General features: G+C 68.3%; 23 protein-coding genes and 1 tRNA gene. 13 read left to right on the forward strand and 11 right to left on the reverse strand.

Annotated features, from left to right (window positions below; translation table 11 throughout):
* Position 1: 1 nt before the first annotated feature.
* The 7 genes from pknB to AB8M46_RS11825 form a co-directional block, all read right to left on the reverse strand.
* Positions 2–1963 (reverse strand): Stk1 family PASTA domain-containing Ser/Thr kinase, encoded by a 1962-nt coding sequence (pknB, locus tag AB8M46_RS11795; RefSeq protein ID WP_394360271.1) that lies wholly within the window; start codon positions 1961–1963, stop codon positions 2–4.
* A complete protein-coding gene (locus tag AB8M46_RS11800) occupies positions 1960–3267 on the reverse strand; it encodes a protein kinase (RefSeq protein ID WP_037333915.1) in 1308 nt (435 codons plus the stop codon). Before AB8M46_RS11800 ends, pknB begins: the two co-directional genes overlap by 4 nt.
* 3 nt (positions 3268–3270) lie before the next feature.
* Positions 3271–4734 (reverse strand): penicillin-binding protein 2, encoded by a 1464-nt coding sequence (locus tag AB8M46_RS11805; protein ID WP_037333914.1) that lies wholly within the window; start codon positions 4732–4734, stop codon positions 3271–3273.
* The gene (locus tag AB8M46_RS11810) at positions 4731–6209 is read right to left on the reverse strand and encodes an FtsW/RodA/SpoVE family cell cycle protein (protein ID WP_037333912.1); all 1479 of its coding nucleotides are present in this window, start codon (positions 6207–6209) and stop codon (positions 4731–4733) included. The genes AB8M46_RS11805 and AB8M46_RS11810 overlap by 4 nt, the downstream gene beginning before the upstream one ends.
* Positions 6209–7606, reverse strand: coding sequence for a PP2C family serine/threonine-protein phosphatase (locus AB8M46_RS11815; RefSeq protein ID WP_016330504.1), 1398 nt, complete (start codon positions 7604–7606; stop codon positions 6209–6211). Before AB8M46_RS11815 ends, AB8M46_RS11810 begins: the two co-directional genes overlap by 1 nt.
* On the reverse strand, positions 7603–8070 hold the full coding sequence (locus tag AB8M46_RS11820) for an FHA domain-containing protein (RefSeq protein WP_007030429.1): 468 nt from the start codon (positions 8068–8070) through the stop codon (positions 7603–7605). Before AB8M46_RS11820 ends, AB8M46_RS11815 begins: the two co-directional genes overlap by 4 nt.
* Before the next feature lie 160 nt (positions 8071–8230).
* Positions 8231–9487, reverse strand: a complete 1257-nt coding sequence (locus AB8M46_RS11825) for a DUF3662 and FHA domain-containing protein (protein WP_037333909.1) — start codon at positions 9485–9487, stop codon at positions 8231–8233.
* A gap of 130 nt (positions 9488–9617) precedes the next feature.
* Between AB8M46_RS11825 and AB8M46_RS11830 the strand changes: the two genes are divergently transcribed.
* A tRNA-Leu gene (locus AB8M46_RS11830) sits at positions 9618–9700 on the forward strand.
* Between the two features lie 132 nt (positions 9701–9832).
* Here the strand turns inward: AB8M46_RS11830 and AB8M46_RS11835 are convergent.
* Positions 9833–10270 (reverse strand): SRPBCC family protein, encoded by a 438-nt coding sequence (locus AB8M46_RS11835; RefSeq protein WP_394360272.1) that lies wholly within the window; start codon positions 10268–10270, stop codon positions 9833–9835.
* A gap of 62 nt (positions 10271–10332) precedes the next feature.
* The gene (locus AB8M46_RS11840) at positions 10333–10707 is read right to left on the reverse strand and encodes an FKBP-type peptidyl-prolyl cis-trans isomerase (RefSeq protein ID WP_037333902.1); all 375 of its coding nucleotides are present in this window, start codon (positions 10705–10707) and stop codon (positions 10333–10335) included.
* 141 nt (positions 10708–10848) lie between these two features.
* Between AB8M46_RS11840 and AB8M46_RS11845 the strand changes: the two genes are divergently transcribed.
* From AB8M46_RS11845 to AB8M46_RS11865, 5 genes are all read left to right on the forward strand, one after another.
* Positions 10849–14085, forward strand: coding sequence for a penicillin acylase family protein (locus tag AB8M46_RS11845; RefSeq protein WP_394360273.1), 3237 nt, complete (start codon positions 10849–10851; stop codon positions 14083–14085).
* A 25-nt stretch (positions 14086–14110) separates the two neighbouring features.
* Entirely contained in the window at positions 14111–15151 is a 1041-nt protein-coding gene (locus AB8M46_RS11850) for a trans-sulfuration enzyme family protein (protein WP_394360274.1), read from the forward strand.
* A 9-nt stretch (positions 15152–15160) separates the two neighbouring features.
* Positions 15161–15493 (forward strand): hypothetical protein, encoded by a 333-nt coding sequence (locus tag AB8M46_RS11855; RefSeq protein WP_394360275.1) that lies wholly within the window; start codon positions 15161–15163, stop codon positions 15491–15493.
* Between the two features lie 267 nt (positions 15494–15760).
* The gene (locus tag AB8M46_RS11860; RefSeq protein WP_228694826.1) at positions 15761–16465 is read left to right on the forward strand and encodes a hypothetical protein; all 705 of its coding nucleotides are present in this window, start codon (positions 15761–15763) and stop codon (positions 16463–16465) included.
* 4 nt (positions 16466–16469) lie between these two features.
* Positions 16470–17066 (forward strand): class F sortase, encoded by a 597-nt coding sequence (locus tag AB8M46_RS11865; RefSeq protein ID WP_394360276.1) that lies wholly within the window; start codon positions 16470–16472, stop codon positions 17064–17066.
* Between the two features lie 72 nt (positions 17067–17138).
* Here AB8M46_RS11865 and AB8M46_RS11870 read toward each other — a convergent pair whose 3' ends face one another.
* Positions 17139–18194: a patatin-like phospholipase family protein gene (locus tag AB8M46_RS11870; protein ID WP_394360277.1), complete on the reverse strand. Its 1056-nt coding sequence runs from the start codon at positions 18192–18194 to the stop codon at positions 17139–17141.
* Between the two features lie 20 nt (positions 18195–18214).
* The gene (locus AB8M46_RS11875) at positions 18215–18958 is read right to left on the reverse strand and encodes a FadR/GntR family transcriptional regulator (RefSeq protein ID WP_394360278.1); all 744 of its coding nucleotides are present in this window, start codon (positions 18956–18958) and stop codon (positions 18215–18217) included.
* Between the two features lie 60 nt (positions 18959–19018).
* On the opposite strand from AB8M46_RS11875, the gene AB8M46_RS11880 reads away from it, so the two are divergent.
* Genes AB8M46_RS11880 through AB8M46_RS11910 form a run of 7 tightly spaced genes read left to right on the forward strand, consistent with a single transcriptional unit; the run spans position 19019 to position 25932 of the window.
* Positions 19019–20509: an ABC transporter substrate-binding protein gene (locus AB8M46_RS11880; protein WP_394360279.1), complete on the forward strand. Its 1491-nt coding sequence runs from the start codon at positions 19019–19021 to the stop codon at positions 20507–20509.
* Positions 20506–21450 carry an ABC transporter permease gene (locus tag AB8M46_RS11885; protein ID WP_125686421.1) on the forward strand — a complete coding sequence of 315 codons (945 nt, stop codon included), beginning with the start codon at positions 20506–20508 and terminating at the stop codon, positions 21448–21450. Before AB8M46_RS11880 ends, AB8M46_RS11885 begins: the two co-directional genes overlap by 4 nt.
* Positions 21450–22262, forward strand: coding sequence for an ABC transporter permease (locus AB8M46_RS11890; RefSeq protein ID WP_394360280.1), 813 nt, complete (start codon positions 21450–21452; stop codon positions 22260–22262). Before AB8M46_RS11885 ends, AB8M46_RS11890 begins: the two co-directional genes overlap by 1 nt.
* Entirely contained in the window at positions 22259–22996 is a 738-nt protein-coding gene (locus AB8M46_RS11895; RefSeq protein ID WP_394360281.1) for an ATP-binding cassette domain-containing protein, read from the forward strand. The genes AB8M46_RS11890 and AB8M46_RS11895 overlap by 4 nt, the downstream gene beginning before the upstream one ends.
* Positions 22993–23763 (forward strand): ABC transporter ATP-binding protein, encoded by a 771-nt coding sequence (locus AB8M46_RS11900; RefSeq protein ID WP_394360282.1) that lies wholly within the window; start codon positions 22993–22995, stop codon positions 23761–23763. The genes AB8M46_RS11895 and AB8M46_RS11900 overlap by 4 nt, the downstream gene beginning before the upstream one ends.
* The gene (locus AB8M46_RS11905) at positions 23756–25177 is read left to right on the forward strand and encodes an aldehyde dehydrogenase family protein (RefSeq protein WP_394360283.1); all 1422 of its coding nucleotides are present in this window, start codon (positions 23756–23758) and stop codon (positions 25175–25177) included. The genes AB8M46_RS11900 and AB8M46_RS11905 overlap by 8 nt, the downstream gene beginning before the upstream one ends.
* On the forward strand, positions 25174–25932 hold the full coding sequence (locus tag AB8M46_RS11910) for an SDR family NAD(P)-dependent oxidoreductase (protein ID WP_394360284.1): 759 nt from the start codon (positions 25174–25176) through the stop codon (positions 25930–25932). The genes AB8M46_RS11905 and AB8M46_RS11910 overlap by 4 nt, the downstream gene beginning before the upstream one ends.
* Positions 25933–25937: the final 5 nt, after the last annotated feature.

The raw sequence follows: 25937 nt of genomic DNA on the forward strand, positions 1-25937 counted from the left end.
GTCAGCCCGGAGGGAAGAGCCGCGAACTCGACGTCGTCGACGTCTCGTCGCCTTCCACGATGAACAGCGTGATCGGCGCGTTCTTCGCGACCTTCGCACCGGCCTGCGGGTTGGTCTTGCTGACCTTGCCCGCCTGGTCCCGGTCACCGTTCTTGTCGGCCTGCGTGTCCAGGGTTCCGTTCCAGCCCAGCTGCTGCAGCTGCCGCGTCGCCTGCTCCTCGGTCATGCCCTTCAGGTTCGGCATGTCGAAGGTTTCCTGGTTGCCGTTCGACACCGACAGCTTGACCACACTGCCGACGGCCAGCTTGCCGCCGTTCGGGGTCTGGTCGATCACGGTGCCCTTGGGCTGGTCGGAGTCCACGTTGGTGACCTGCGGGGTGAACCCGGCCGCCTTCAACCCGGCTTCGGCCTCGGCCTGGGTCTTGCCCTTGTAGTTCGGGACCGTCTTCAGTTCCTTGGACTTGCCGACCGTGATGTCGACCTTCGAACCCTGATCGACCTCGGCCTGCGCGCTCGGGTTCTGCGACATGACCTTGCCGGCCTGGTTCGTGTCCTCGGTCTCGTCCTCGGTGGTCGCGCCGAGCTTCAGACCGGCTTCGGTCAGCGCGGCCGTGGCTTCGGCGACGGTCTTGCCCTTGAGGTCCGGGGTCTTGACCTTGCCCGGCTTCGCGCCGACGGTCAGCGTGATCTTGTCCGAGGTCGGTATCACCTGGCCCTGGTTCGGGCTGATCGCGATGACCTTGTCGATGTCGTTCTCGTCGCAGGCGGGCAGCCCGTTGACGGCCTCCCCGGTGCAGGGCACCTTCTTGGTCGGCTCGAACGAGTTGAACCCCGCGCCCCGGAGCGTGTCCTTCGCCGAAACCTCGGACTGGCCCACGACCGTCGGGATGGCCTTGCTCTCCGCGCCGGTGCTGGTGAACGCGCCCATCAGCCACATGATCAGCAGCACGATGGCGGCCAGCGAGACCACGAGACCGGCGATGAGCCAGGCCCGGCGCTTCTTCTTCGCGGCCGGGTCCTCGTCGTCTTCCTCGTACTGGTCGTAGCGCGGTGGCACCCGGCGGTCGGAGTCCATGACCTGGGTGCGCTCGTCCTCCGACATCACCATCGGCGCGGCCGGTCGCTGACCGGACAGCGTGCGGACGAGGTCCGAACGCATCTCCGCGGACGACTGGTACCGGTTCGCCGGACCCTTCGCGAGCGCCTTGAGCACGACGGCGTCGAGCTCGGGCGCCACGGCCGGGTTCACCGACGACGGCGGGTTCGGGTCTTCCCGGACGTGCTGGTACGCCACCGCCACGGGCGAGTCGCCGGTGAAGGGCGGCTCGCCGGTGATGAGTTCGTACAGCACGCATCCGGCGGCGTAGACGTCGGAACGCGCGTCGACGGACTCACCGCGCGCCTGCTCCGGCGAGAGGTACTGCGCCGTGCCGATCACCGCGGCGGTCTGCGTCATCGCGGACTGCCCGTCGTGCATGGCGCGCGCGATCCCGAAGTCCATCACCTTGACGGCGCCGTTCTTCGTGATCATCACGTTCGCCGGTTTGACGTCGCGGTGCACGATGCCGTGCCGGTGCGAGAAGTCCAGTGCCGCGCAGACGTCGGCCATGACCTCCATGGCCCGCTTCTGCGACATCGGGCCTTCGGTCTTCACGATGTCGCGCAGAGTCCGTCCTTCGACGTACTCCATCACGATGTAGGGCAGCGGGCCGAACTCGGTGTTCGTCTCGCCGGTGTCGTAGACGGCGACGATCGCCGGGTGGTTCAGTGCCGCCGCGTTCTGTGCCTCGCGACGGAAACGTTCTTGGAACTGGGGATCCCGCGCCAGGTCGGCACGCAGGATCTTGATCGCCACCTCCCGGCCCAGGCGCACGTCGTGGCCGTGGTGGACCTCGGACATGCCTCCGTAGCCGAGCGTCTCGCCCAGCTCGTAGCGGTTGCTGAGCAGTCTTGGTGTGCTCATCTCTGCGTGCCGTTCCATTCCGTCCAAGGTTTGCTGCTCATCATTCCTGGATTCGCCTGTCCGGCCGGCTCCTCGGTGCCGCCCTCCGTCGGAACCGCGGGGTACGCGGATGTCGGCGGAGGACCTTCGGACTTCTTACCCGGAGCCGGCGCGTGTTCACTCGTTTCCACGCCGCCCGACTGCGGTCCGTTGCCCGAACCGACCAGTCTCACGATGAGGAAGGCTCCTGCCACCAGTACTGCGATCAGGATCACCGCGAGCAGCAGCCACCAGCCCCATTGTGGCCGTCTGCCGGGCAGACGGCGGACCGCCATCGGCGGCGGGCCGGTGACCGGGTGCATCGCCGGATGCGACGCCGGTCCCACCGCCGCCATCGGGTTCGGCGGGGAGTGCGGGCCGGGCGGTACCTGCTGCGGCAGCACGGGCTGGCCGGCCGGGTAGGCCACGTTCACCAGTCCGGACGGCGTCGGCAGGGGCAGCCCGGCGCGGACCGCGGCGACGGCGGCCGCGAACTCGCCGCCGCTGTTGTACCGCTGTCTCGGATCCTTGATCAGGGTCGCTTCGATCACCGCGCGGGCGCCCGGCGGCACGTCCGGCGGCAGTGGTGGCGGGATGTCGCGGATGTGCATCATCGCGACCGTCACCGCGTTCTCCGAAAGGAACGGCCGGTGCCCGGTGAGGCATTCGTAGCCGCACACGGCCAGCGAGTAGACGTCGCTCGCCGGTTCGGCGTTGTGCCCGAGCGCCTGCTCGGGAGCGATGTAGTGGGCGGTGCCCATCACCATGCCGGACCTGGTCACCGGGGCGGCGTCGGCGGCCTTCGCGACACCGAAGTCGGTGATCTTCACCTGCCCGGCCGGGGTCACCATGATGTTGCCCGGTTTGACGTCGCGGTGCACGAGACCGGTTTCGTGCGCGGCCTGCAACGCGTTACCGGCCTGCTCCAGGATGTCCAGGGTGCGCTCGGCGTTCAGCCGTCCTTCGCGGGTGATGATCGCGGCCAGCGGATCGCCTTCGACCAGCTCCATCACCAGATACGCGATCGACAGCTCGTCCGCGACCGTCTCGCCGTAGTCGTGCACCGCGGCGATGCCGGGATGGTTCAGCGACGCGGTCATCCGCGCCTCGGTCCGGAACCGGTGCAGGAACTCGGCGTCGCCGGACAGCTCCGCCTTGAGGATCTTGACCGCGACCGTCCGGTCCAGCCGCGTGTCACTGGCCTGCCAGACCTCGCCCATCCCGCCGACGGCGATCCGGTTCGTCAGCTTGTACCGGTCGGCCAGCAGCTGACCCGAGGACAGCATCCGCTATCCACCCCCGAGCATGGCGTTGACGGCGGCGCGGCCGATCTCCGCGGCCACGGTGCCACCGGTCGCTTCGAGCCCGCGGTTGCCCCCGGACTCGACGATCACCGAGACGGCGATCTTCGGGTCCATCGCCGGCGCGAACCCGGTGTACCAGGCGTGCGGCGGGGTGTTCTTCGGGTCGTTGCCGTGCTCGGCGGTGCCGGTCTTGGAGGCGATCTGGATGTCGCCTCGTTTGCCGGCGCCCTTCGTGTTCTCCTCCGACGCCAGCATCATGTCGCGCAGGATCGCGGCGTTCGCGCTGGACATCGCGGCGTCACCGGTCAGCTCGGTCGGCTTGTAGTCCTCGATGGTCGACAGGTTCGGTGCCAGCAGCGCCTGCACCAGCTGCGGTTTCATCGCCATCCCGTTGTTGGCGATGGTCGCCGAAAGCAGGGCGTCCTGGATCGGGGTCAGCCGCACGTCGCGCTGCCCGATGGCGCTCTGGAACAGTGCCGCCTTCGACTCGAGGGGCCCGAGGGAGGAGGCGGCGACCCGCATCGGCACGGCCAGGTCCTCGCCGACACCGAAGTTCTTCGCCGTCGCGTTCAGCTTGTCCTTGCCCAGTTCGCCGGCGAGCTCGGCGAACGGCACGTTGCAGGAATACCGCAGCGCTTCCTTCAGCGTGCTGCCCTTGCAGGCCGCGCCGCCGTAGTTCTCCAGCGTCGTCTGCGTGCCGGGGAGCTTGACGTTGGGCGCGGTGTTGACCGGCATGTCCGCCGTCTTGCCGTTCTCCAGCGCCGCCGCGGTCACCAGCAGCTTGGCCGTCGAACCCGGCGGGTAGGTCTCCGAGATCGCGCGGTTCAGCATCGGCTTCTTCGGGTCGTCGCGCCACTGGCCCCAGGCCGCGATCTGCTCCTTGCCGACATGCGAGGCGAGTTTGTTCGGGTCGTACGACGGCGTCGAGACCATCGCCAGGATGCGCCCGGTCTTCGGCTCGATCGCGACCACCGAGCCGGTGTAACCCTTCTGCGTCATCAGGTCGTACGCGGCCTTCTGCACGGCCGGGTTGATCGTCAGCCGCACGTTCCCGCCACGCGGGTCGCGGCCGGTGACCATGTCCGACAGACGCCGCACGAACAGCCGCGGGTCCGAACCGTTGAGCACGTCGTCCTCGGACCGCTCCAGGCCGCCCGAACCGTAGTTGATCGAGTAGTAGCCGGTGACCGGCGCGTACATCGGGCCGTCGGCGTAGGACCGGATGAACTTGTACTTGTCGTTCGAGGGTTCGACCTTCGCGAGCGCCGTGCCGTCCGGCGTCACGATCAGGCCGCGCTGGCGGGAGAACTCGTCGTAGAGCACCCGCAGGTTGCGCGAGTCCGTGCGGTAGTCGTCGGCCTTGACCACCTGGATGTAGGTGGCGTTGGCCAGCAGGAGCACCACCATGACGAGCATGGCGACGCCCACCTTGCGGAGCGGGGTGTTCACGAAGCGCTCCCCTCACCGTTCACGGGCGGCCGCTGGACCATCACCGTGTGCGCTTCGGCGAGCGGCGCCTGCGGCTGCTGCGGCTTCGGCCGCACCGCGGGTTTGCGGGCGGCGTCGGAGATTCGGAGCAGGAGGGCCACCAGGATGTAGTTCGCGAGCAGTGAAGAACCACCGCGGGAGAGGAACGGGGCGGTGATCCCGGTGTTCGGGATCAGGTTCGTGACGCCACCGACGACCACGAAGATCTGCATGACCAGGGCGAACGACAGGCCGCCGCCGAGGAGTTTGCCGAAGGTGTCGCGGACCGCGAGGGCGCTGCGCATCCCGCGCATCGCCAGGATCAGGTACAGCATCAGCATCGCGGCGAGGCCGATGAAGCCCAGTTCCTCGCCGATCGCGGTGGTGATGAAGTCCGTCTTGGCCTCGGGGACCATGTCCGGCCGTCCGGCGCCGAGGCCGGTGCCGCCGACCCCGCCGGTGCCGAGCCCGAACAGTCCCTGCGCGACCTGGTAGCCGCCGCCCGCGTCGTCGTAGGTGGCGAGCGGGTCGATCCAGTTGCGGACGCGCTGCTGGACGTGCGTGAACAGGTTGTAGGCGATGATCGCGCCGGCGGCGAAGAAACCGACGCCCAGCACGACCCAGATGACCCGTTCGGTCGCGACGTACAGCATCACCAGCGTGACGCCGAAGAACAGCAGCGACGTCCCGAGGTCCTTCTCGAACACCAGCACGCCGAGGCAGGCGGCCGCCGCGATCAGGATCGGGCCGAGGTCACGGGCGCGCGGCAGTTCGACGCCGACGATCTTCTTGCCCGCGACCATGAACAGGTCCCGTTTCGTCACCAGGAACGAAGCGAAGAAGATCATCAGAAGGATCTTCGCGAACTCGCCGGGCTGGATCGAGAAGAACGGCAGCTTGATCCAGACCTTCGCGCCGTTGACCTCGGAAAGGCTCGACGGCAGCACCGCGGGCAGCGCGAGCGCCACGATGCCGACCAGACCGCAGGTGTAGCCGTAGCGGGTCAGGGTGCGGTGATCGCTGATCACGACCAGCACCACCACGAACAGCACCAGCGAGATCGCCGTGAACAGCACCTGCTTGGTGACGTCCGGCGTGTACTCCTTGCCCTGCTGCACCGCGCGTTCCGCGAGCGCCAGGTCGATCCGGTGGATCATCACCAGGCCGAGCCCGTTCAGGAGCGCGACGCACGGCAGGATCACCGGGTCCGCGTACGGCGCCCAGCGGCGGACCGCCAGATGCGCCGCCGTCAGCACCCCGAGGTACGACAACCCCAGCCAGATGATCGAGCTGGTGAGCTCCTGCTCCTGGTTCGCCTCCACCAGCACGAGCGCGACGGTGACGATGAACGTCGCGAACGCCAGGAGGACGAGTTCGGTCCCGCGCCGTTTGGGCAGCTCGCGCGGAGGGTTCGTGGCGAACTGGGCCGAAGCCGGATCGGCGATCGGCGTGCTCATCAGTTACCGCCCCCTGGTGCTGCCGTGGCCGGCGTCGAGCAGTCCCTCCCCGCTGGCTGGTTCGCCGAACTCGGCGAGGCGGGGGTAGAAGGGGCTGCCGCCGACGACGACACCGGAGGCGGCGACGAAGCGGAAGGCGGCGTGGAAGTCGAGCTGGTGTTCGGCTTGCAGTCGGCCAGCTGCTTGTGCGGCCGCAGGAAGTCGTCGATGTACTTGCGGGCGTCGTCGAGGTTGTCCTTCTTGACGCCGTTCTTCACCGCGATCCGCGCGTCCTCCTGCAACGCGGGCACCAGCAGCTTGTCGGTGCACAGCCCGCCCGGCGGGCACGAGCCCTGCTCGTAGGCGTGCAGGTCGATGCCGAGGATGCTGCCGGGGACGCCGCGGTAGATCACGACCTCCTCGCCGGGACCCTCGCCGACGTAGTACTGGCTCAGCACGAAATACCGCGTGGCGATCGCCGCCGCGGCCAGCACGATCAGGACGACCACCGCTCCCGCCAGCCAGCGAAATCGCCTCCGGCGCTTGACCTTGGGGTCCTCCTGCTGGGGCTGGACCTCCGGCCGCGGCTGCGGCGCGGGCTGGGTCAGCGCACGGGCGCGGGCGGCGGGGGAGTCCCCCTGGTGGAACTCGTCGCTGCCGTCCCCGGCGGCGCCGCCCACGATGGGCGCGTCCTCACCGAAGTCGACGTCGACGACGTCGGCGATGATCACCGTGACGTTGTCGGTGCCGCCGCCCTTGAGCGCCAGCTCGATCATCCGGTCCGCACAGGCCTGCGGATCCGGGATCTGGATCGCCTCGGACAGCGTTTCGTCGCTGACCATGCCGGACAGACCGTCCGAGCAGATCAGGTACCGGTCGCCGGCGCGGGCCTCGCGCACGGTCAGGCTCGGCTCGACCTCGTGGCCGGTGAGCGCCTTCAGCAGCAGCGACCGCTGCGGGTGCACCGCGGCCTCTTCCGGCGTGATCCGGCCCTGTTCGAGAAGTTCGTTGACGAAGCTGTCGTCCCGCGTGATCTGCGAGAACTGACCGCCGCGCATCAGATACGCCCGCGAGTCGCCGACGTGCACGACACCCATCCGCGAACCGGCGAACAGCACGGCGGTCAGGGTCGTGCCCATCCCGTCGAGGTCCGGGTCCTGCTGGACGAGCTCGGCGATGGCGGCGTTGCCGTTCTGGACGGCCTCTCTCAGCTGAGCGAGGAGATCGTCGCTGGGATCGTCGTCGTCGAGGGGCGCGAGGGAGGCGATGACGACCTTGCTGGCCACCTCACCCGCTGCGTGCCCACCCATGCCGTCGGCGAGGGCGAGCAGGCGGGGACCTGCGTACACGGAGTCCTGGTTGCTGGAACGCACCAGGCCCCGGTCGCTGCGAGCCGCGTAGCGGAGGACGAGAGTCATGGGCGAAGCTCGATCACCGTTTTGCCGATCCGGATGGGGACTCCGAGCGGGACCCGGAGGGGTGCCGTGACCTTAGCCCGGTCGAGGTACGTCCCGTTCGTCGAACCCAGATCTTCCACGTACCAATCCTCCCCGCGCAGGGCGATCCGGGCGTGCCGGGTCGACGCGTAGTCGTCGTCCAGCACCAGAGTCGAGTCGTCGGCGCGGCCGATCAGGATCGGCCTGCCGTCCAAGGCGATCCTGGTTCCCGCCAGCGCACCATGGGTCACGAGCAGCTGCTGCGGAGACTTCCCGCCGCGCGGCTTCTTGTTTTCCTTCTTCTTGCGGCCGAACGTCGGGACGGCCACTCGCAGCCCGGAGGCCGCGTACAGATCCGAACGGACGACACGCAACGCGGCGAACACGAAGAGCCAGAGCAGCACGAGAAAGCCCACCCTGGTGAGTTGAACGACCAGCTCTGGCACTTGTTGTGTCCGCTCCCGTTTCTCCTGTACGCCGCGGAGAGCCCGTGCCGTCCGGGATGGTCGGCTCCGAACGGCCTTGCTCTCCGCGTACGACCCGCGGTGCCGATCCACCACAGGTCCCGCACCGCAATTCTGCGATACCCCCTCCGGACGCCGCCGGTCAGCCCTGCGTACGGAACACGAGAGACGAGTGGCCCACGCGGATCACGTCGCCGTCGGCCAGCTGCCACGTCTGCACCGGGGTGCCGTTGACGGTGGTGCCGTTCGTCGAACCGATGTCCGCGAGCGTCGCGCTCTGGCCGTCCCAGGTGATCTCCAGATGACGGCGCGAGACCCCGGTGTCCGGGAGCCGGAAGTCGGCGTCCTGGCCGCGGCCCACGACGTTCCCGCCCTGCTTGAGCGAGTACGAACGGTTCGAGCCGTCGTCAAGCTGGAGGCTCGCGGTGAGCTGACGGCCCGCCGCCGGCTGGCCGCCGTAGCCGCCACCCTGCGCGTACGGGTCCGCGGCGGGCTGGCCGTACTGCTGCTGGCCACCGCCGTACTGGTCGTAGCCGCCACCCTGCTGCTGGCCGCCGTACTGGTCGTACCCCGGCTGCTGTGCGCCGCCGCCGTAACCCTGGTCGTAGCCGCCCTGTTGCTGGCCGCCGTACTGGTCGTAGCCGGGCTGCTGTGCGCCGCCGCCATAGCCCTGGTCGTAGCCGCCTTGCTGCTGGCCGCCGTACTGGTCGTAGCCGGGCTGTTGCGCGCCGCCGCCATAGCCCTGGTCGTAGCCGCCTTGCTGCTGGCCGCCGTACTGGTCGTAGCCGGGCTGCTGTGCGCCGCCGCCGTAACCCTGGTCGTAGCCGCCCTGCTGCTGGCCGCCATAACCCTGGTCGTACCCGGGCTGCTGCTGGCCAGCCTGCTGTCCGTAGCCGTACTGGCCCTGCTGGCCGTACGGGTCACCCTGGTCGTATTGGCCGTAGCCGGGGGGCTGGCTCATTGCTGGGTCTCCTGCGTTGCTGGGTCGTGCCGACCGTGACGAACCTTCGGCGCCGTGGGGCTTGACGTCGGGATCGACGGACGAACGGGTCTTGAACTGTCCAGTATGCAGCGCCTCGTTGCGCTCGAGCGAAACTACGACGTCACCATAGGTGTCCCATCCGTGCTCGGCGAGGTGTTCCTTGACCGCCTCCGCCAGCACCGAGGTGACCCGACGCTCGTCTCCGGCCATACGTTCGTGATCAGCCTGCCCCAACGACACGATGTAGTGATTGGGAGCGAGCTGTCGACCACCGGCCAGCTCACGAACGTTCTCCTCGCTCTCGCGCTCGAGCGCCACCGCCACTTCCTGCGTGACGACGTTGCCACCGAACATGCGTGCGAAGGTATTGCCCACGAGGTTCTCGAGCCGTCTGTCAAAGCGTTCGACGCGGCCCACCGGGCAACCCTCCTCACAAGTGTGCTTCCCCGTCGATCCTATCCGGGTACGGCCAGTCGGACACGGCCCCCGGTGAAACCCGTGAAATCCGCCTGCTACGCTTTGCGAGCTGTCAGAGAACGAAGCACTCGGGCGAGTGGCGGAATGGCAGACGCGCACGGTTCAGGTCCGTGTGTCCGAAAGGACGTGAGGGTTCAACTCCCTCCTCGCCCACTTGTGGTCAGAGGCCCGGCGCTAGCGCGCCGGGCCTCTTTTCGTGTGGTCGTCGCTCGTCAGTACCCGGGGGGCCGAGCCCCCCGGACCCCCCCACGGTGCGGTCGGCGCCGGTTGGCGGGGTGGTGGCGTTTAGGGGTGCTCTAGCAGGGCTTTTAGGGTGTGTAGGTCGGTGGTGTTGGCGTGGCGCATTTTGGTGGTTAGGAGGGGCGCGGCGAGTTTTGTGAAGCCGGTGGGGGTGCCTCGGTTTCGGAGGGTCATGCGGGTTCCGGCGCCCTCGGTGGTCCACGTGTAGGTGGTTTCCATGGGGAACGGGCCTTGGGCGGTGCGCATGGTCAGGCGTTCGCCGGCCACGAAGTCGGTGACCTCGTAGGTGTAGGCGAGGCGGCGGCCCAGGAACTCGGCCACGAAGGCGATCTTCGAGCCCACGGCGAGCGGTGGTGGCGTTTCCCACTCCACCGACTTGATGTTCGCGTACCAGCTCGGCGCCTTCGACGGATCGGCCGCGTAGGCCGCGACTTCGTCACGAGGCGCGTCGATGACGATCTCGGTGCGCACGTCGACGCTCATCACAGCACCGTAGACCGGAAAAAGGCCCGGCGGAGAATCTCCGCCGGGCCGGGTGAAGCAGGTCAGTTCACGCCGATGAGGTCGACGACGAAGATCAAGGTCTCGTTCGGCTTGATGACGCCGCCGGCGCCACGTTCGCCGTAGGCCAGATGTGGCGGGATGACCAGCTTGCGGCGGCCGCCGACCTTCATCCCGGCCACGCCCTGGTCCCAGCCGGGGATGACCTGACCGGCGCCGAGGCCGAAGCGCAGCGGTTCGCCGCGGTCCCACGAGGCGTCGAACTGGTCGCCGGTCGAGTGCGAGACGCCGACGTAGTGCACCGAGACGGTGTCGCCGGCCTTCGCCTCCTGGCCATCGCCGACGGTGATGTCGGACTTCTCCAGGTCGGACGGCGCGGGGCCCTCCGGGCGGTCGATCTGGGGCTTCTGCAAAGACATGCCCACAAGCTACCTCTGCTGGTCCTGGCTCCGCAGGGCGAGTATTCCGCCGAACGGTGGCAAGAACGCGAATAGTCTTCACAAATTTGGATACCCGTGGGTAGTGTGCGCCTCGTCACTCTCCGACGACGGAGGTCTTTCATGCGACGAGGCATACGGGTCTTGACGACGCTGGCGGGGCTGACGCTGGTGGCGGGCACCGTTCCGGCACTGCAGGCGAACGCCGCGGAGGCGCCACAGAACTCGGTGGTGGCGGCCGCGCTCGACGACTACTGCGGCGGCCAGTGCGGTGACATCCTCCCGCCCGGCACCAAGGGGAACGCCACGCTCGCCGAGATCCTGGCGCACAAGGCGTTCGGCACCCGGCCCGCGCATTCGGCCGATCAGCTCGGCAAATACGCCTCGCTCGCCGACGGCTACAAGACACTGACCACGGACAAGATCAACCAGTTCTTCAACGACGCGTCCTTCGGCGTTCCGTCCGGTCAGGTCGAGAGCACGATCAAACCGCGTTCGGACGTGACGATCACCCGCGACAAAGGGATCGGCGTGCCCCGGATCGTCGGCACGACACGGCCGGGCACGATGTACGGCGCCGGATACGCCGCCGCGCAGGACCGGCTGTGGCTGATGGACATCATGCGCCGCGTCGGCCGCGGCCAGCTGACCTCGTACGCCGGTGGCGCGCAGGGCAACCGCGAACTCGAGCAGAGCTTCTTCGCCTCGGCGCCGTACACCGAGCAGGAACTCCAGAAGCAGATCGACAACGCCGCGGCCAGCGGCCCGCGTGGCGCGCAGGGCAAGGCCGACGCCGAGGCGTACGTGCAGGGTGTCAACAAGTACATCTCCGACGCGCACAGCGGCCGCTACTTCCCCGGCGAGTACGTGCTCACCGGGCACGTCGACGCGATCACGAACGCCGGGACCATCGAGCCGTTCAAGCTCACCGACCTCGTCGTCCTCGCCGCCGTCGTCGGGGCGCAGTTCGGTGCCGGCGGTGGCGGCGAGGTGCAGAACGCCATCGCGAAGATGGCGATGCAGGAGAAGTACGGCCTCGAACAAGGCGACAAGGTCTGGAAGAGCCTGCGGTCCGAGGACGATCCCGAGACCGTCAAGACACTCCACAATGGACAGACCTTCGACTACGGCAAGGCGCCGTCGAACCCGCAGGGCGCGGCGATGCCGGACAAGGGTTCGGTCACCGGGCAGCAGCTGGTCTTCGATCCGACCGGTTCCGCCGGGACGGCGACGCCCGCCAAGGTGGACGTTCCGGCGCCCGAGGACCAGAAGGCCGTCCGCGGCATCTTCGACGACGGCGTCCTGCCGGGGAACCTGCTGTCGGAAAAGCACGGCATGTCCAACGCGCTGGTGGTGTCCGGCGCCAAGACCGCGAGCGGTCACCCGGTCGCCGTCTTCGGCCCGCAGGCCGGTTACTTCGCCCCGCAATTGCTCATGCTGCAAGAACTCCAGGGTCCTGGCATCAGCGCGCGCGGTGCCTCGTTCGCGGGTATCAGCATGTACGTGCTGCTCGGCCGCGGCAAGGACTACTCGTGGAGCGCGACCTCGGCGTCGCAGGACATCACCGACACTTACGCCGTCGAACTGTGCGAGCAGAACGGTTCCGCGCCGACGAAGAACTCCAACTTCTACCGGTTCCGCGGCCAGTGCCTGCCGTTCGAGATCGTCGAACGCAAGAACGCGTGGAAGCCCACGGTCGCCGACGGGACGGCCGAAGGTTCGTACACGCTGCGCAGCTTCCGCACCAAGTACGGGCCGGTGACGAGCCGCGCGCTGGTCGGCGGCAAACCGGTGGCGTACGCGTCGCTGCGGTCGACGTTCCAGCACGAGATCGACACGATCATCGGTTTCCAGAAGTTCAACGACCCGGACGCGATCAAATCCGCGCAGGACTTCCAGGCCGCGGCGGCCGACGTCAACCAGACCTACAACTGGTTCTACGCCGACTCGCGTGACGTCGCGTACTTCAACTCCGGCTCGAACCCCGTCCGCAATCCGAACGTCGACCCGGCCATGCCGGTGAAGGCGGACGCCGGATTCGACTGGCAGGGCTGGAACCCCGACGGCAACCTCGCGAACTACACGCCGTCTTCGCAGCATCCGCAGTCGATCAACCAGGACTACTACATCAGCTGGAACAACGCGCAGGCCAACGGTTACGCGGCCAGCGGCGCGGACAAGAGTGCCGTGCACCGCGGCGATCTGATCGACGCGCGGGTCAAGAAGATGGTCTCCAGCGGCACCAAGGTGACGCGGGTGAACCTCACGCAGGCCATGGAGGAGGCGGCGCTGGCCGATCTCCGCGCGGAGAAGGTGCTGCCGGAACTGTTCAAGGTGATCGACAAGGCACCGGTGACCGGCCCGGCCGCCGACGCGGTGGCGAAACTCAAGACCTGGCTCGCCGCGGGCGGTCTGCGCTCGGAGACCTCGCCGGGCAGCAAGGCCTACGCCAACGCCGACGCGATCCGCATCATGGACGCCTGGTGGCCGTTGCTGGTCAACGCCCAGTTCAAACCCGGTATGGGTGACGCCGCCTACGGCGCCATGGTCGGCGTGCTGAAGATCAACGAATCGCCTTCCGGCTGGCAGAACGAGGTTCCCGGCAAGCACGTCGGCCAGGGGCACGCCGGTTCGTCGTACCAGTCCGGCTGGTGGGGCTACGTGCACAAGGACATCCGCTCGGTACTCGGGGAGAACGTGGCCGGTCCGCTCGCCGTGAAGTACTGCGGTGGCGGCGATGTCGACGCGTGCCGTCAGGTGCTGCTCGACTCGCTGACGCAGGCGGCCGCGCAACCCGCGAACACCGTCTATCCCGGTGACGGCGACTGCGCGGCGGGCGACCAGTGGTGCGCCGACACGATCATCCATCGCGCGCTCGGCGGTATCACGCAGGACAAGATGAGCACGCAGAACCGGCCGACCTTCCAGCAGGTCGTGGAGTTCCCGGCGAAACGCGGCGACAACATCGCCAACCTCGCCACCGGCCGGTCGGTGAGCGCGAGCAGCCACGAGACCGGCTGGTACAACTCGCCGCCGTCCAACGCGATCGACGTCAACCTGTCGACGCGCTGGGCCAGCGACTGGAGCGACAACCAGTCGATCACCGTGGATCTCGGTTCGGTGCAGAGTGTGTCCCGCGTGGTCCTGCAGTGGGAATCCGCGTACGGGAAGGCATACAAGGTGCAGGTCTCGTCCGACGGCACGAACTGGCGGGACGCGGCGTCCATAGTGGACGGAAACGGCGGAACGGACAACATCGCCTTCGAGGCGGTGGACGGGCGCTATGTCCGGATGGCCGGTGTCCAGCGCGGGACGAAGTACGGCTACTCCCTCTACGAGTTCGAGGTGTACGCCCACTGACGAGGGCACGGTTTACGGTGGCGGGGTGGACACGAACGACTGGTCACCCCGCACCCTCGCCGTCGCCGCCGGACGCCCGGAAGGGCCCGGCGAGCCGCTGAACGTGCCGATCGTCGCGGCGAGCACCTTCGACGCCGGCGCCGACCGCGCGTATTCGCGCCAGGACGGCACCCCGACCTGGGAGGCCCTCGAAGCCGCGATCGGCGCGCTCGAAGGCGGGCACGCCACGGCGTTCGCGTCGGGGATCGCGACGCTCAGCGCGGTGGTCGACACCCTGCCGGTCGGGGCGAAGGTCTGTGTCCCGACGTTCTCCTACGCGGGGTCGCGCGGGCTGCTCGCGCACGCGCACGGCACCGGCCGTCTGGTGGTGACCGAGATCGAGCCGGAGGACACGGCCGCCTGGGTCGCCGCCGCGGACGCGGACCTGCTCTGGCTCGAATCGCCGACCAATCCGACGCTCGACGTCATCGATATCGAGACGATCGCCGCCGCCGCGAACGGCCTGGTCGCCGTGGACAACACGTTCGCCACCCCGCTCGGTCAGCGGCCGCTGGAGCTCGGCGCCGACATCGTCGTGCACAGCGCGACGAAACTCATCGGCGGCCACAGCGACCTTCTGCTCGGCCTCACCATCGCGGCCGACGAAGGCATCGCGAACGGCCTTCGCGACGCGCGCACCAGGCTGGGGGCGACGCCGGGTGCGCTCGAAGCGTGGCTGGCCCTGCGCGGGCTGCGCACCCTGCCGGTGCGGCTGGCCGAGCAGACCCGCACGGCGAAGCTGCTGGCGGCGCGGCTGCTCGACCACCCCGCGATCACCCGGGTGCGTTATCCCGGCTCCGGCACGATGATCGCGTTCGAACTCCCGGACGCCGAGACCGCGGACAAGGTCATCGGGTCGTTGCGGCTGATCCGCGCCGCCACCAGCCTCGGCGGGGTGGAGAGCCTGGTCGAGCGGCGGGCCTGGATGGCGGGCGACGCGCACGTGCCCGCCGGGCTCGTCCGGTTCAGCGTCGGGCTCGAAGATCCGGAAGATTTGTGGACCGACCTGGCCTCCGCGCTCGGCTAGCTTGGGCACGTGGACGAGACGAAACCGCCTCGGCGGCTCGGGCAATGGCTGTGGGGCTTGTTCTGGCTCCTGGTGCTGGGCTTCCTCGCGATCGTCGCGGCGGGCCTGCTGGCCGAACTCGCGGCGGCGCCCTGTCCGAGTGACGGGGTTTGGGCCTGCGACGCGGAGAACCGGACCCTCGCCACCTTCATCCCCGGGATCGGGTTCGGCCTCGGCCTCCTGATCGCGGGGGTGGGCGGCGGCCGGGCCGTCCGGAAGCGGACTTCGCCGAAGCCCTGGCTGTTCGTCGGAGGCTTCTTGGGAGTGCTGTCGTTCGCCGTGGCGCTGTTCCTGGTGTTCTGAGGATCGGCGAAAAATACTTCCGAGTGGCAACCATTCGGGCCGTCCGGGTGTTAACATTCCCACGTCGCCGGGAGTTTTCCCTTTGTTGAGCGACTTTACGGCCCCTTGTATCGGCCGAGGCCACTCCCGCGTTACCCGTTTTCACGGTGGCTTTTGTCACCGTCTATTCGCTACGTCTGGCCGCGGTTTTCGGGCAGGATCGCGCTATCACCCGAACGTGGGAATCTTCCCCGGGTGATCGCAGGGTGGGGGTCACCGTGCGTTGCGATGCTTTTCCACTGGGAGATCACTTTGAAGAAGACGTTGGGCCGCCTCGCGGGCGCGGTGCTGGCCGGCGCCGTCATCTCGCTGGCCGTGACGCCGGTCGCGATGGCGCAGACCGAAACGACGACCACGCCTCCCGCGCCGACGAGCGAGACGCCCACCACGGCGCCCTCGCCCTCGTGGTCCGGCGGCCAGGTCAGCAACCCGCCCTCGTGGTCGGGCGGCAAGGTCACGACGGCCCCGCCGTCCTCCTCCGAGACCGGCACGCCGACCTCGACGAGCGGCACGCCCACCTCCGGCAAGCCGTCGACCTCCACCTCGGAGAAGCCGACCACCACCACCCCGCCGAAGCCCGAGCTGAACGTCGGCGCCGGCTACGTCGAGGGCAACGAGGGCGCGCTGGCGATCCTGTGCGGTTCGGAGCCCGCGGACGTCACCGCGCCGGACTTCACCATCGTCGACTCGTTCCAGGACGGCGGCGACGCCTACCTGTGGATCTACATCGTCGAGGCCAAGCCCGGTTTCAAGGGCACCTCGAGCACCTTCACCTGGACCTGCGACGGCAAGCCGGGCAAGGGTGACATCGAGATCGAGACGGTCGGCGGCGGTTCGACCGCGCCGGGCACCAAGCCGGAGCAGCCGAAGAAGCAGGTCAAGCTGAAGCCGAAGGGTGGCATCGAGACCGGTTTCGGCGCCACCGCGGCCTGATCCGATGAAGCTCCTGACGCAGGGCGGCCGCATGGTCGCGGCCGCCCTTGTGCTTTCCCTCGCGCTGACGGGCTGCGGCACCGACGAACCCGCCGCGCCCGCCGCGGCGGCGCCGTCGGAATCGGCCCCGCCGGTGGTCAAGCCGTACAACGGGACCCGTCCGACGAACGTGAAGATCCCCAAGATCGGCGCGGAATCGAGTCTGGTCACCGTCGCGGTCGGCAAGGACGGCAAGATGTCCGTCCCGTCGGCGAAGAATCCGATGCAGGCCGCGTGGTACCGGCTTTCGCCGGTGCCCGGTGACGTCGGCCCGTCGATCCTGCTCGGCCACGTCGACGGCAACAAGCAGCCGGGCATCTTCTACAAGCTCAAGGACGTCAACCCGGGCGACGAGGTGCTCGTCGAGCGCAGCGACGGCAAGAACCTGAAGTTCGTGGTCGAGAAGAAGGACCAGGTGCCCAAGGACCAGTTCCCCGAGGAAGCGGTCTACGGCAACACGGACAAGCCGCAGCTGCGGCTGATCACCTGTGGCGGTGTCTTCGACAAGGAAGAGCACAGCTACAAGGACAACATCATCGTGTACGCGAACCTGGTCGCCTGACGAGCGCCATGAAAGGTCCTTTCCTTGCGAAATTTGCGAGGAAAGGACCTTTCCTTGCATCCGGGGACGCGCTCAGCCCACCCCGGCAGCAGGGAACGGGAACCCGACCGGAGCCGTCGCCTCGGTGTCGACCCACTTCCGCATCCCCGCGTCACAGGCCGCGTAGCCCCAGTTGATCAATCGCTCCTGCAGCACTTCCGGCAGTTTCGTCAGGCGCGTCGGGGTTTCCGCCAGCACGTGGGTGCGCTCGGCGGGCGCCGCGAGCGAGTCTTCGAGCTGGAAGTTGGCGAGATCGACGTAAGACCCCCAGTAGGCGCCGGCGAAGTCCTTCTCCACATAGGACTTCAGCAACGCGCCGCGCCGCAGTTCGCGCACCTGGTTGTCGATCACGTCGAGGACGCGCAGCAGTTGCCGTCCCCAGTCGCGTTTGACGTTGCGCGTGACCTTCATCCGCTTGCCCGCGTCGCTCACCAGCACCGTCGCGTGCCCTTCCACCGGGTCGAGGCCGAGGTTGTCGTAGACGCCGGCGTCGCTCAGCACGATCTTGCGTTTCCGCTCGGCGGAATGCGGATCCTGGATCACCACGGGCGAGAGCATCGGCGGGAACGCCGAAGACGCGGCCACCGCGGTCGCGAGCGGGATGTTCCCGTGCGGGCCGTTCTGCCGGAAGAACCACCACAGCGCGCCGTCCTGGAGGTTCGTCGCGGTGAAGACGAACTGCGGCCCCGTCGGGTCGATGTCCTTCAGGCAGCAGTCGCCGAACAGGTGTTTCGCGTACACCCGCGCGAGTTCCTCACCGGCACTCCGCCAGGGCACGGCCATGGCGAGCAGGGTGACCGGGATGTCGAGCCGTTTGCGGGCCAGGTTCCGGATCGGCGCCACGACCTTGTCGGAGAAGTTGTCCGCGACACCGTTCTCGAACTTCAGCTCCGCCCAAGCGTGCGCGAGCACGCCGGCCGCGATCGAGCCGCCCGAAACGCTGGAGAACGTCGAGATCTTCGACAGCCAGCCGAGTTCGTTGAGCCGCCACAGGGCCCCGGTGTGGAACAACATCGCGCGGTAGCCGCCGCCGGACAGCGCGAGACCGACGCCTTGCCGGGTGGCCGAAGCTTTGTTGGTATCCCCCACCTGAGTGAGTGTAAGGGTGGTCAGGCGAGTAGTGGCTGCAAGAGACGCCGTTGCTCTTCGGGGACGTACTCGGCGTAGTTGTCGTAGAGCGCCTGCTTCGCCAGTCGCGAAGCGCGCTCGCCGTCGGAATCCCGGATCGCGCCGAGCACCTCTTCGTGATGCGTCAGCCAGTTGCGCATCAACGCCGAACGGTCGTCGGCGTGCTCCAGTTTGTCCTCGATGAGTTCCAGTACGACGCCGCGGACGACCTCGCCGCTGATCACCAGCAGCGGATTCCCCGTCGCGCGGGCGATGGCCTCGTGGAACGCGACGTCCGCGTGCGAGAACTCAGCGAATCCCTTCGAGACACCCGCGCGCATCGCCTCCAGCGCGGCGTCGAGCTCGGCGAGGTGGTCCTCCGTCCTGAGCTGCGCGGCGAGCAGATGTGCGGAACCGTCGAGCACCATGCGGAACTGCAGGAGTTCGGACAACCCGAGATGGTCGGCCCGCGCGAGCCGGTGCATCGACCGGTGCAACGCGGCGGGGGAGGCGGCCAGAACCTCGGGACCGCGCGGATCGCCTGGCCGCGAGCGGATCATTTCCGCTGCTTGCAGTACACGCAGTGCCTCGCGCACGGTCGAGCGGCCGACGTCGAACTGGACCATCAGCTCGCGTTCGCTCGGCAACCGGTCGCCCGGTTTGATCCGGCCGCTGAACACGGCTTCCTCGATCTGTTCGACGACACGCTGGTACGCGCGGACAGGGGCGACCGGCTCGAATTCCATCTTGACCCTGCCGTCTCGTCTGGTTTACTGGTCAGACCAGTCTACCGGTCAGGGGGCAGGATGAAAGCCCGGATTCACGCGGCAGTGGTGGCGTTGCTGCTGGTGGCGTCCGGCTGCTCCGCCGGCTCGAGTGCCACCGTGGCCAAGGACCCTGGCACCCTCGCCATCGGCTACACCGCCGAACCCGCGAACTTCGACTTCACCCGCACGGACGGCGCCGCCATCCCGCAGGCGTTGCTCTACAACGTCTACGAGGGCCTGGTGAAGCTCGACGCGAACGCGAAGATCGTGCCACTGCTGGCCGAATCGTGGACGATTTCGGAAGACCGCAAGACCTACGACTTCAAGCTGCGGAAGAACGCGAAGTTCAGCAACGGGGCCCCGTTCACCGCCGAGGACGTCAAGTTCTCGCTGATGCGCGTGAAGACCGACTGGACCGTGTCGATCAAGTCCACAATGGACGTCGTCGATCGGGTCGACGTGGTGGCGCCGGACCACGCGCGGGTCGTGCTCACGAAACCCAGCAACGGCTGGCTGTTCAGCCTCACCAGCCGCCTCGGCGCGATGTTCAGCCCGACCGGGGTCGCGGATCTGGCGAACAAACCGGTCGGCACCGGGCCGTACACGGTGTCCTCGCGACGTCGTGGCGATTCCATCGTCCTCAAGCAGAATCCCGCGTACTGGGGCACGAAACCGGCCTACTCCACGGTGGTCCTCAAGTACATCAAGGATCCGACGGCGCTCAACAACGCCTTGCTCAGCAACGGGATCGACGTCATCTCCGCGATCACCGTGCCGGATTCTATCCCGCAGTTCCAGAGCGACGACCGGTTCACCGTCGTCGAAGGCACGACCAACAGCGAGGTCACGCTCGCGTTCAACAACGCGCGCCCGCCGCTGAACGACGTCCGGGTGAGGAAAGCGCTGTCGTACGCGATCGACCGGAAAGCGTTACTGGACACGGCGTGGGCTGGTCGCGGCACGCTCATCGGCAGTATGGTCCCGCCGACGGACCCCTGGTACGAAGACCTCTCGAACGCGTATCCGTTCGATCCCGCGAAGGCGAAAGCGCTGCTCGCGGAAGCAGGACAGCCGAATCCCTCACTGCGGCTGAGGATTCCGAACCTGCCGTACGCGGTATCGGCCGCGCAGGTGGTGTCCTCGCAGTTGGCGGACGTTGGGGTCACGGTGACGATCGAGCCGCTGGACTTCCCGGCGGTGTGGCTCAAGCAGGTCTTCACCGACCACGACTACGACCTGTCGATCATCCAGCACGTCGAGGCGCGCGACATCGTCACCTTCGGCAGGCCCAAGTACTACTGGGGTTACGACGGCAAGCCCGTCCAGCAGAACCTGGCGAAGGCCGACGCCGGAACGCCCCAGGAGCAGATCGACGCGATGCGGCAGGTCGCGCGGAGGCTGTCCGAAGACGCCGCCGCGGACTGGCTCTTCCTGTTCCCCAACGTGATCGTGGCGAAGAACAAGGTGACCGGGTTCGTCCGCAACCAGGTCAGCGAGTCCTTCGATCTCACGGGATTGGCGCCGCGATGACGGTCAAGATCGTGCGCCGCGTGGCGATCCTGGTGGCCAGTGTGCTGGTCGCGTCCATCGTGGTGTTCCTGTTCATGGCCGTGTTGCCGGGCGATCCGGCGCAGGTCGCGCTCGGCGTCAACGCGACCCCGGAACTGATCGCGAAAACGCGCGCCGAATTCGGCATCGACAGGCCGCTCGTGACGCAGTACTTCGACTGGATCGGCGGTGTCCTGCAAGGCGACTTCGGCCGCTCGTACGTCACGCGCGAGGAAATCGGGCCCGCGCTGACCGACCGGCTCGGCGTCACGTTGTGGCTGGTCGGGGCCGGGATGCTGGTGGCGTTGCTGATCGCCGTCCCGGCCGGGACGTTCGCCGCGGTGCGGCACCGGAAGGCCGACGGCACCGCGCTTTCCGGGCTGTCGCAGATCGGCGTCGCGATCCCCGCGTTCCTCGCCGGCATCATCCTGGTGCAGATCTTCGCGGTGCAGTTGCGCTGGCTGCCCTCCGGCGGCTGGACACCGCCGGTGCAGGATCCGGGCGAGTTCCTCCGCGGTCTCGTCCTGCCCGCGTTGTCCTTGGGGCTGGTGCAAGGCGCGGTGCTCACGCGCTACGTCCGGTCGGCCGTACTCGACACGCTCGGCCAGGACTACTTGCGCACGGCGCGATCCAAGGGGCTGCGACCGTTCCAAGCCTTGTTCCGCCACGGTCTGCGCAACGCCGCCGTGCCGGTGGTGACGGTGCTGGGGCTGCAACTGTCGACGCTGCTGATCGGCGCCGTCGTCGTCGAGCGCGTGTTCGTCCTGCCGGGCCTGGGCAGCATGCTGCTCGACTCGGTGGCGTCGCGGGATCTGTTGTCCGTGCAGGGGATCGTGCTGGTCCTGGTGGTCGGCGTATTGCTGGTGAACTTCGTGGTCGACGTCCTGTACACGGTGCTCGACCCGAGATTGCGGGGTTCCTGATGCGTAGCCGCAGTCTCGTCATCGGCGGCGTCCTGGTCGCGTTGATCGTCGTCGCCGCGCTGCTCTCGTTCGTGTGGACGCCGTTCGACCCGGTGAAGGTCGACGCGGCCAACCGGCTGCACGATTTCAGCGGCTCGAACCCGCTCGGCACCGACAGCTTCGGCCGCGACGTGCTCAGCCAGATCATGGTCGGCGCGCGGACGACGTTGTACGTCGGCGTGGTCGCGGTCGGGATCGCCGCGGTGATCGGGACGCCGCTCGGGATCCTCGCCGGGATGTCGTCGCGGTGGCTCGGCGAATTCGTCATGCGGGTCAACGATCTCTTGCTCGCGTTCCCCGCGTTGCTGCTGGCGATCATGTTCGGCGCGGTGTTCGGGGCGGACACGCTGACCGCGATGGTGGCGATCGGTATCGCGACCATCCCGTCGTTCGCGCGGATCGCGCGTTCGGGGACGCTGCAGGTGATGAGCAGCGAGTTCGTGCTGGCCGCCCGGTCGGCGGGCCGGTCGCGGCTGAACATCGCGGCGCGGCATGTGCTGCCGAACATCTCCGGGCTGCTGATCGTGCAGGCGTCGGTGTCGTTCGCGATCGCCGTGCTCGCGGAAGCGGCGTTGTCGTTCCTCGGCTTCGGCACGCGGCCGCCGACCCCGTCGTGGGGCCGCATGCTGCAGGAATCCCAGGTGTTCCTGACCCTGCATCCGCGGCTCGCGCTCGTGCCCGGTGTCGCGATCGCCATCGCCGTCCTCGGGTTCAACCTGCTCGGCGACGGCCTGCGCGATCGTCTCGATCCCCGATTGGCGGCGCGGCTATGACACTGCGGGTAGACGGTCTCGGCATCGGCGGCCTGGTCCGCGACGTCTCGTTCGGCATCGCGCGCGGTGAGCGTGTCGGGTTGATCGGCGAGTCCGGTTCCGGGAAATCGTTGACGGCGTTGTCGATCATGGGGCTGCTGCCCGAAGAGCTCGCCGCCTCCGGATCGGTGAAACTCGACGGCCGCGAGCTGCTCGGCGCGCCGGAGAAGGAGCTGTCGCGGTTGCGCGGCAACGAACTCTCGATGGTGTTCCAGGAGCCGATGACCGCGCTGAACCCGGCGATGCGGGTCGGTGCGCAGGTGGCCGAGCCGATGCGGATCCATCGCAAGAGCGGGAAGGATCCCGAGTCCTTGCTGGCGTCCGTCGGATTGCCCGGGGTCGCTCGCGCGTATCCGCATCAGCTGTCCGGCGGGCAGCGGCAACGTGTCGTCCTCGCGATCGCGCTGGCCAACGACCCGAAGCTGCTGATCTGCGACGAGCCGACGACCGCGCTGGACGTCACGGTGCAGGCGCAGATCCTGGAACTGATCCTCGACGGCGTGCGGGAGCGGGAGAGCGCGCTGCTGTTCATCACGCACGACCTCGCCGTCGTGGCGTCGGTGTGCGAGCGGGTGCTGGTGATGCTGGACGGCGAGATCGTCGAAGCCGGTACCACCCGCGACGTCCTCACCGCGCCACAGCATGAGTACACGAAGAAGCTGTTGGCCGCTTCGGATCTGGAGGCGAGCCGATGATGATCTCGGTGAGAGATTTGGAACGCCGCTACACCAGGCGTGATGTCCACGCCTTGCGCGGTGTGTCGTTCGACGTCGAGGCCGGTCAACGCTTTGGGATTGTCGGCGAATCCGGTTCGGGAAAGTCCACTTTGGTCAGATTGCTGGCCGCGCTCGACAAGCCGACGGCGGGCAGCGTCTCGTTCCAGGGCAAACGCGTCGACACGTTGCCGGAGCGCAAACTCGGTTTCCTGCGGTCGGAGCTGCAGATCGTCTTCCAGGATCCGATGGGTTCGCTCGATCCGCGGATGCGGGTGCGCGACATCATCTCCGAACCGCTGGGCCGACGGGATTCCGCGCGGGTTTCGGAGCTGCTGAAGGCCGTCGGGCTGCCCGAGGACGCCGCCGGCCGCTATCCGCACCAGTTCTCCGGCGGGCAACGGCAGCGCATCTCGATCGCGCGGGCGCTCGCGCCGAATCCGAGCGTCCTCATCGCGGACGAACCGGTCAGCGCGCTCGACGTCTCGGTGCGGAAGCAGATCCTCGACCTGCTCGCGTCGCTGGTCGAGCTGTATTCGCTGACGCTGATCTTCGTCTCGCACGATCTCGGCGTGGTGCGGCACGTCTGTGACCGGGTCGCGGTGATGCGGCGCGGGGAGATCGTCGAGATCGGCGACGTCGACCAGGTCTACGACGCGCCGGAACACGAGTACACCAGGGAACTGCTGGCGGCCGCGCCGAATCTGCGGGCCGAACTGGCGCGGTTGAGGGGAGGGGACGATGCCTGAATATCCGGAAGGCTTGCCGATCGGTGACAGCTGGGTGTCCACTGTGGACACATTGCCGGTGAACTTCCCGTTCGACGGGAGCGAGATCGGCCGGGCGCCGGTCGGGACGCCGGAGCTGGCCACGCGGGCGATCGACGAGGCGGTCGCGGTGTTCAAGCAGGTCGCGGCCCTGCCGTCGCGGACCCGGCGGTCGCTGCTAAACGCCGTCGCCGCCGCTTTGGAAGCCCGCCGCTCCGACTTCGAGCAGCTTCTGGTGCTGGAGACCGGAAAGCCGCTGGTCGATTGCCGTGTCGAGGTCGCCCGCACGATCGTCACCTGGCAGGCCGCCGCCGAGGAGGTCTCGCGGCTGCACGGTGAGACCGTCCCGCTCGACCTGCTGCCGTCCGGCGACGGACTGGTCGGGTTCTGGAAACGCAAGCCGATCGGCGTGGTGGTCGGCATCGCCGGCTTCAACTATCCGCTGCTCCTGGCGTCGCACAAGATCGCGCCCGCCATCGCGGCCGGTTGCCCGGTGGTGGTGAAACCCGCGCCGCAGACGCCGCTGGCGACGTTGTGGCTCGTGCATCTGGTGCGCTCGCTGACCGACCTGCCCGCGATGGTCCAGCTGGTCACCGGCGACGCGGCCGTCGGCTCGGCGCTGGTCACGGACCGGCGGGTCGGCGCGGTGTCGTTCACCGGATCCGCGCTGGTCGGGCACCGGATCGCTCGCGACGCCGCACCCACGAAGACGTTGCTGGAGCTGGGCTCCAACGCGGCACTGGTGGTCGCGGAGGACGCGGATCTCGACGCCGCCGCGGACGCCGTGCTGCGCGGCGGTTTCTACGCGTCCGGGCAGGCCTGCATTTCGGTGCAGCGGGTGCTGGTCGTCGACGCTGTCGCCGAGGAGTTCACCGAACGGGTGCTGGCGCGGCTCGGCGAGGTCGTCACCGGTGACCCCCGCGACGAGAAGACGCGGGTTTCGGCGCTGATCGACCCGGGCTCGACGCGGCGCGTACAGGAGTGGGTCGACAAAGCGACTTCGGCCGGTGCGCGGCTGGTCGGAGGCGGTGTCGACGGCACGGTGATCCGGCCGACCGTGCTGCTCGACGTGCCCGACGGCGTCGAATGCTGGGACGAGGAGATCTTCGGCCCCGTGGTCTGTGTCCGCACTGTGTCCTCTGTGGACGAAGCGTTCGATGCGGTCAACGCGTCGCGCTACGGGCTGCACGCCTCGGTGTTCAGCACGTCGTTGAAGACGGCGTTCCGCGCGCTCGACGAGCTCGAAGTCGGCGGCGTGGTGGTCAACGAGGTGCCCGGGTTCCGGTCCGACACCATGCCGTACGGCGGTGTGAAGGACTCCGGGATCGGGCGGGAAGGGCCGCGGTTCGCGGTCGAAGAACTGACCGTGACGAGAATGGCGGTGCTGCGCCCGTGACGTATGAAAACCTGTTCCGGCTCGACGGGAAGCGGGCCGTCGTCCTCGGCGGTGGCAGCGGGATCGGCCGCGAATCCGCGAAGGCACTGGCAGCGCACGGCGCCGAGGTGATCGTCGCGGATCGCGATGTCGCCGCCGCCAAGGAAACCGGCGTGGGCGAGGCGTACGAGATCGACCTGCTCTCGGAAGGCGCGGCGGCGCGGGCGGCGGAGGAACTCGGCGAGATCGACGTCGTCGTGCTGACCGCCGCGACCAACGTGCGCAAACGGCTGCTGGAGTACACGCGCGAGGAATTCGACCGGGTGCTCGCGCTGAACCTCGGCGCGACCTTCGAGGTCGTCCGCGCGTTCGGCGCCGGGATGGTCGAGCGCGGGCGGGGGAGCATCATCGGGTTCTCGTCGATCCGCGGCACCACCGTCGAGCCCGGCCAAGGCCCGTACGCGGCGACGAAAGCCGGGCTGGTGCAGCTGTTCCGCACGGCCGCGGCGGAGTTCGGTCCGGCGGGGGTGCGGGTGAACGCGATCGCGCCCGGTGTCGTCGAAACCCCGCTGACCGCGCAGATCAAGGCGAATCCGGCCTGGTACGACGCGTACGCGACCAAGGGCGCGCTCGGCCGATGGGCGCGTCCCGACGAACTCGCGGGCGCCGTCGTGTACCTGGCGTCGGACGCGTCGTCGTTCGTCACCGGCTCCGTGCTGGCGGTGGACGGCGGCTGGACCGCGGTTGACGGCCGCTTCGAACCGCCCGCGACGTAAGGAGC

The sequence above is a fragment of the Amycolatopsis sp. SB7-3 genome (assembly GCF_041021335.1).
GTDB classification, from domain to species: Bacteria; Actinomycetota; Actinomycetes; order Mycobacteriales; family Pseudonocardiaceae; genus Amycolatopsis; species Amycolatopsis japonica.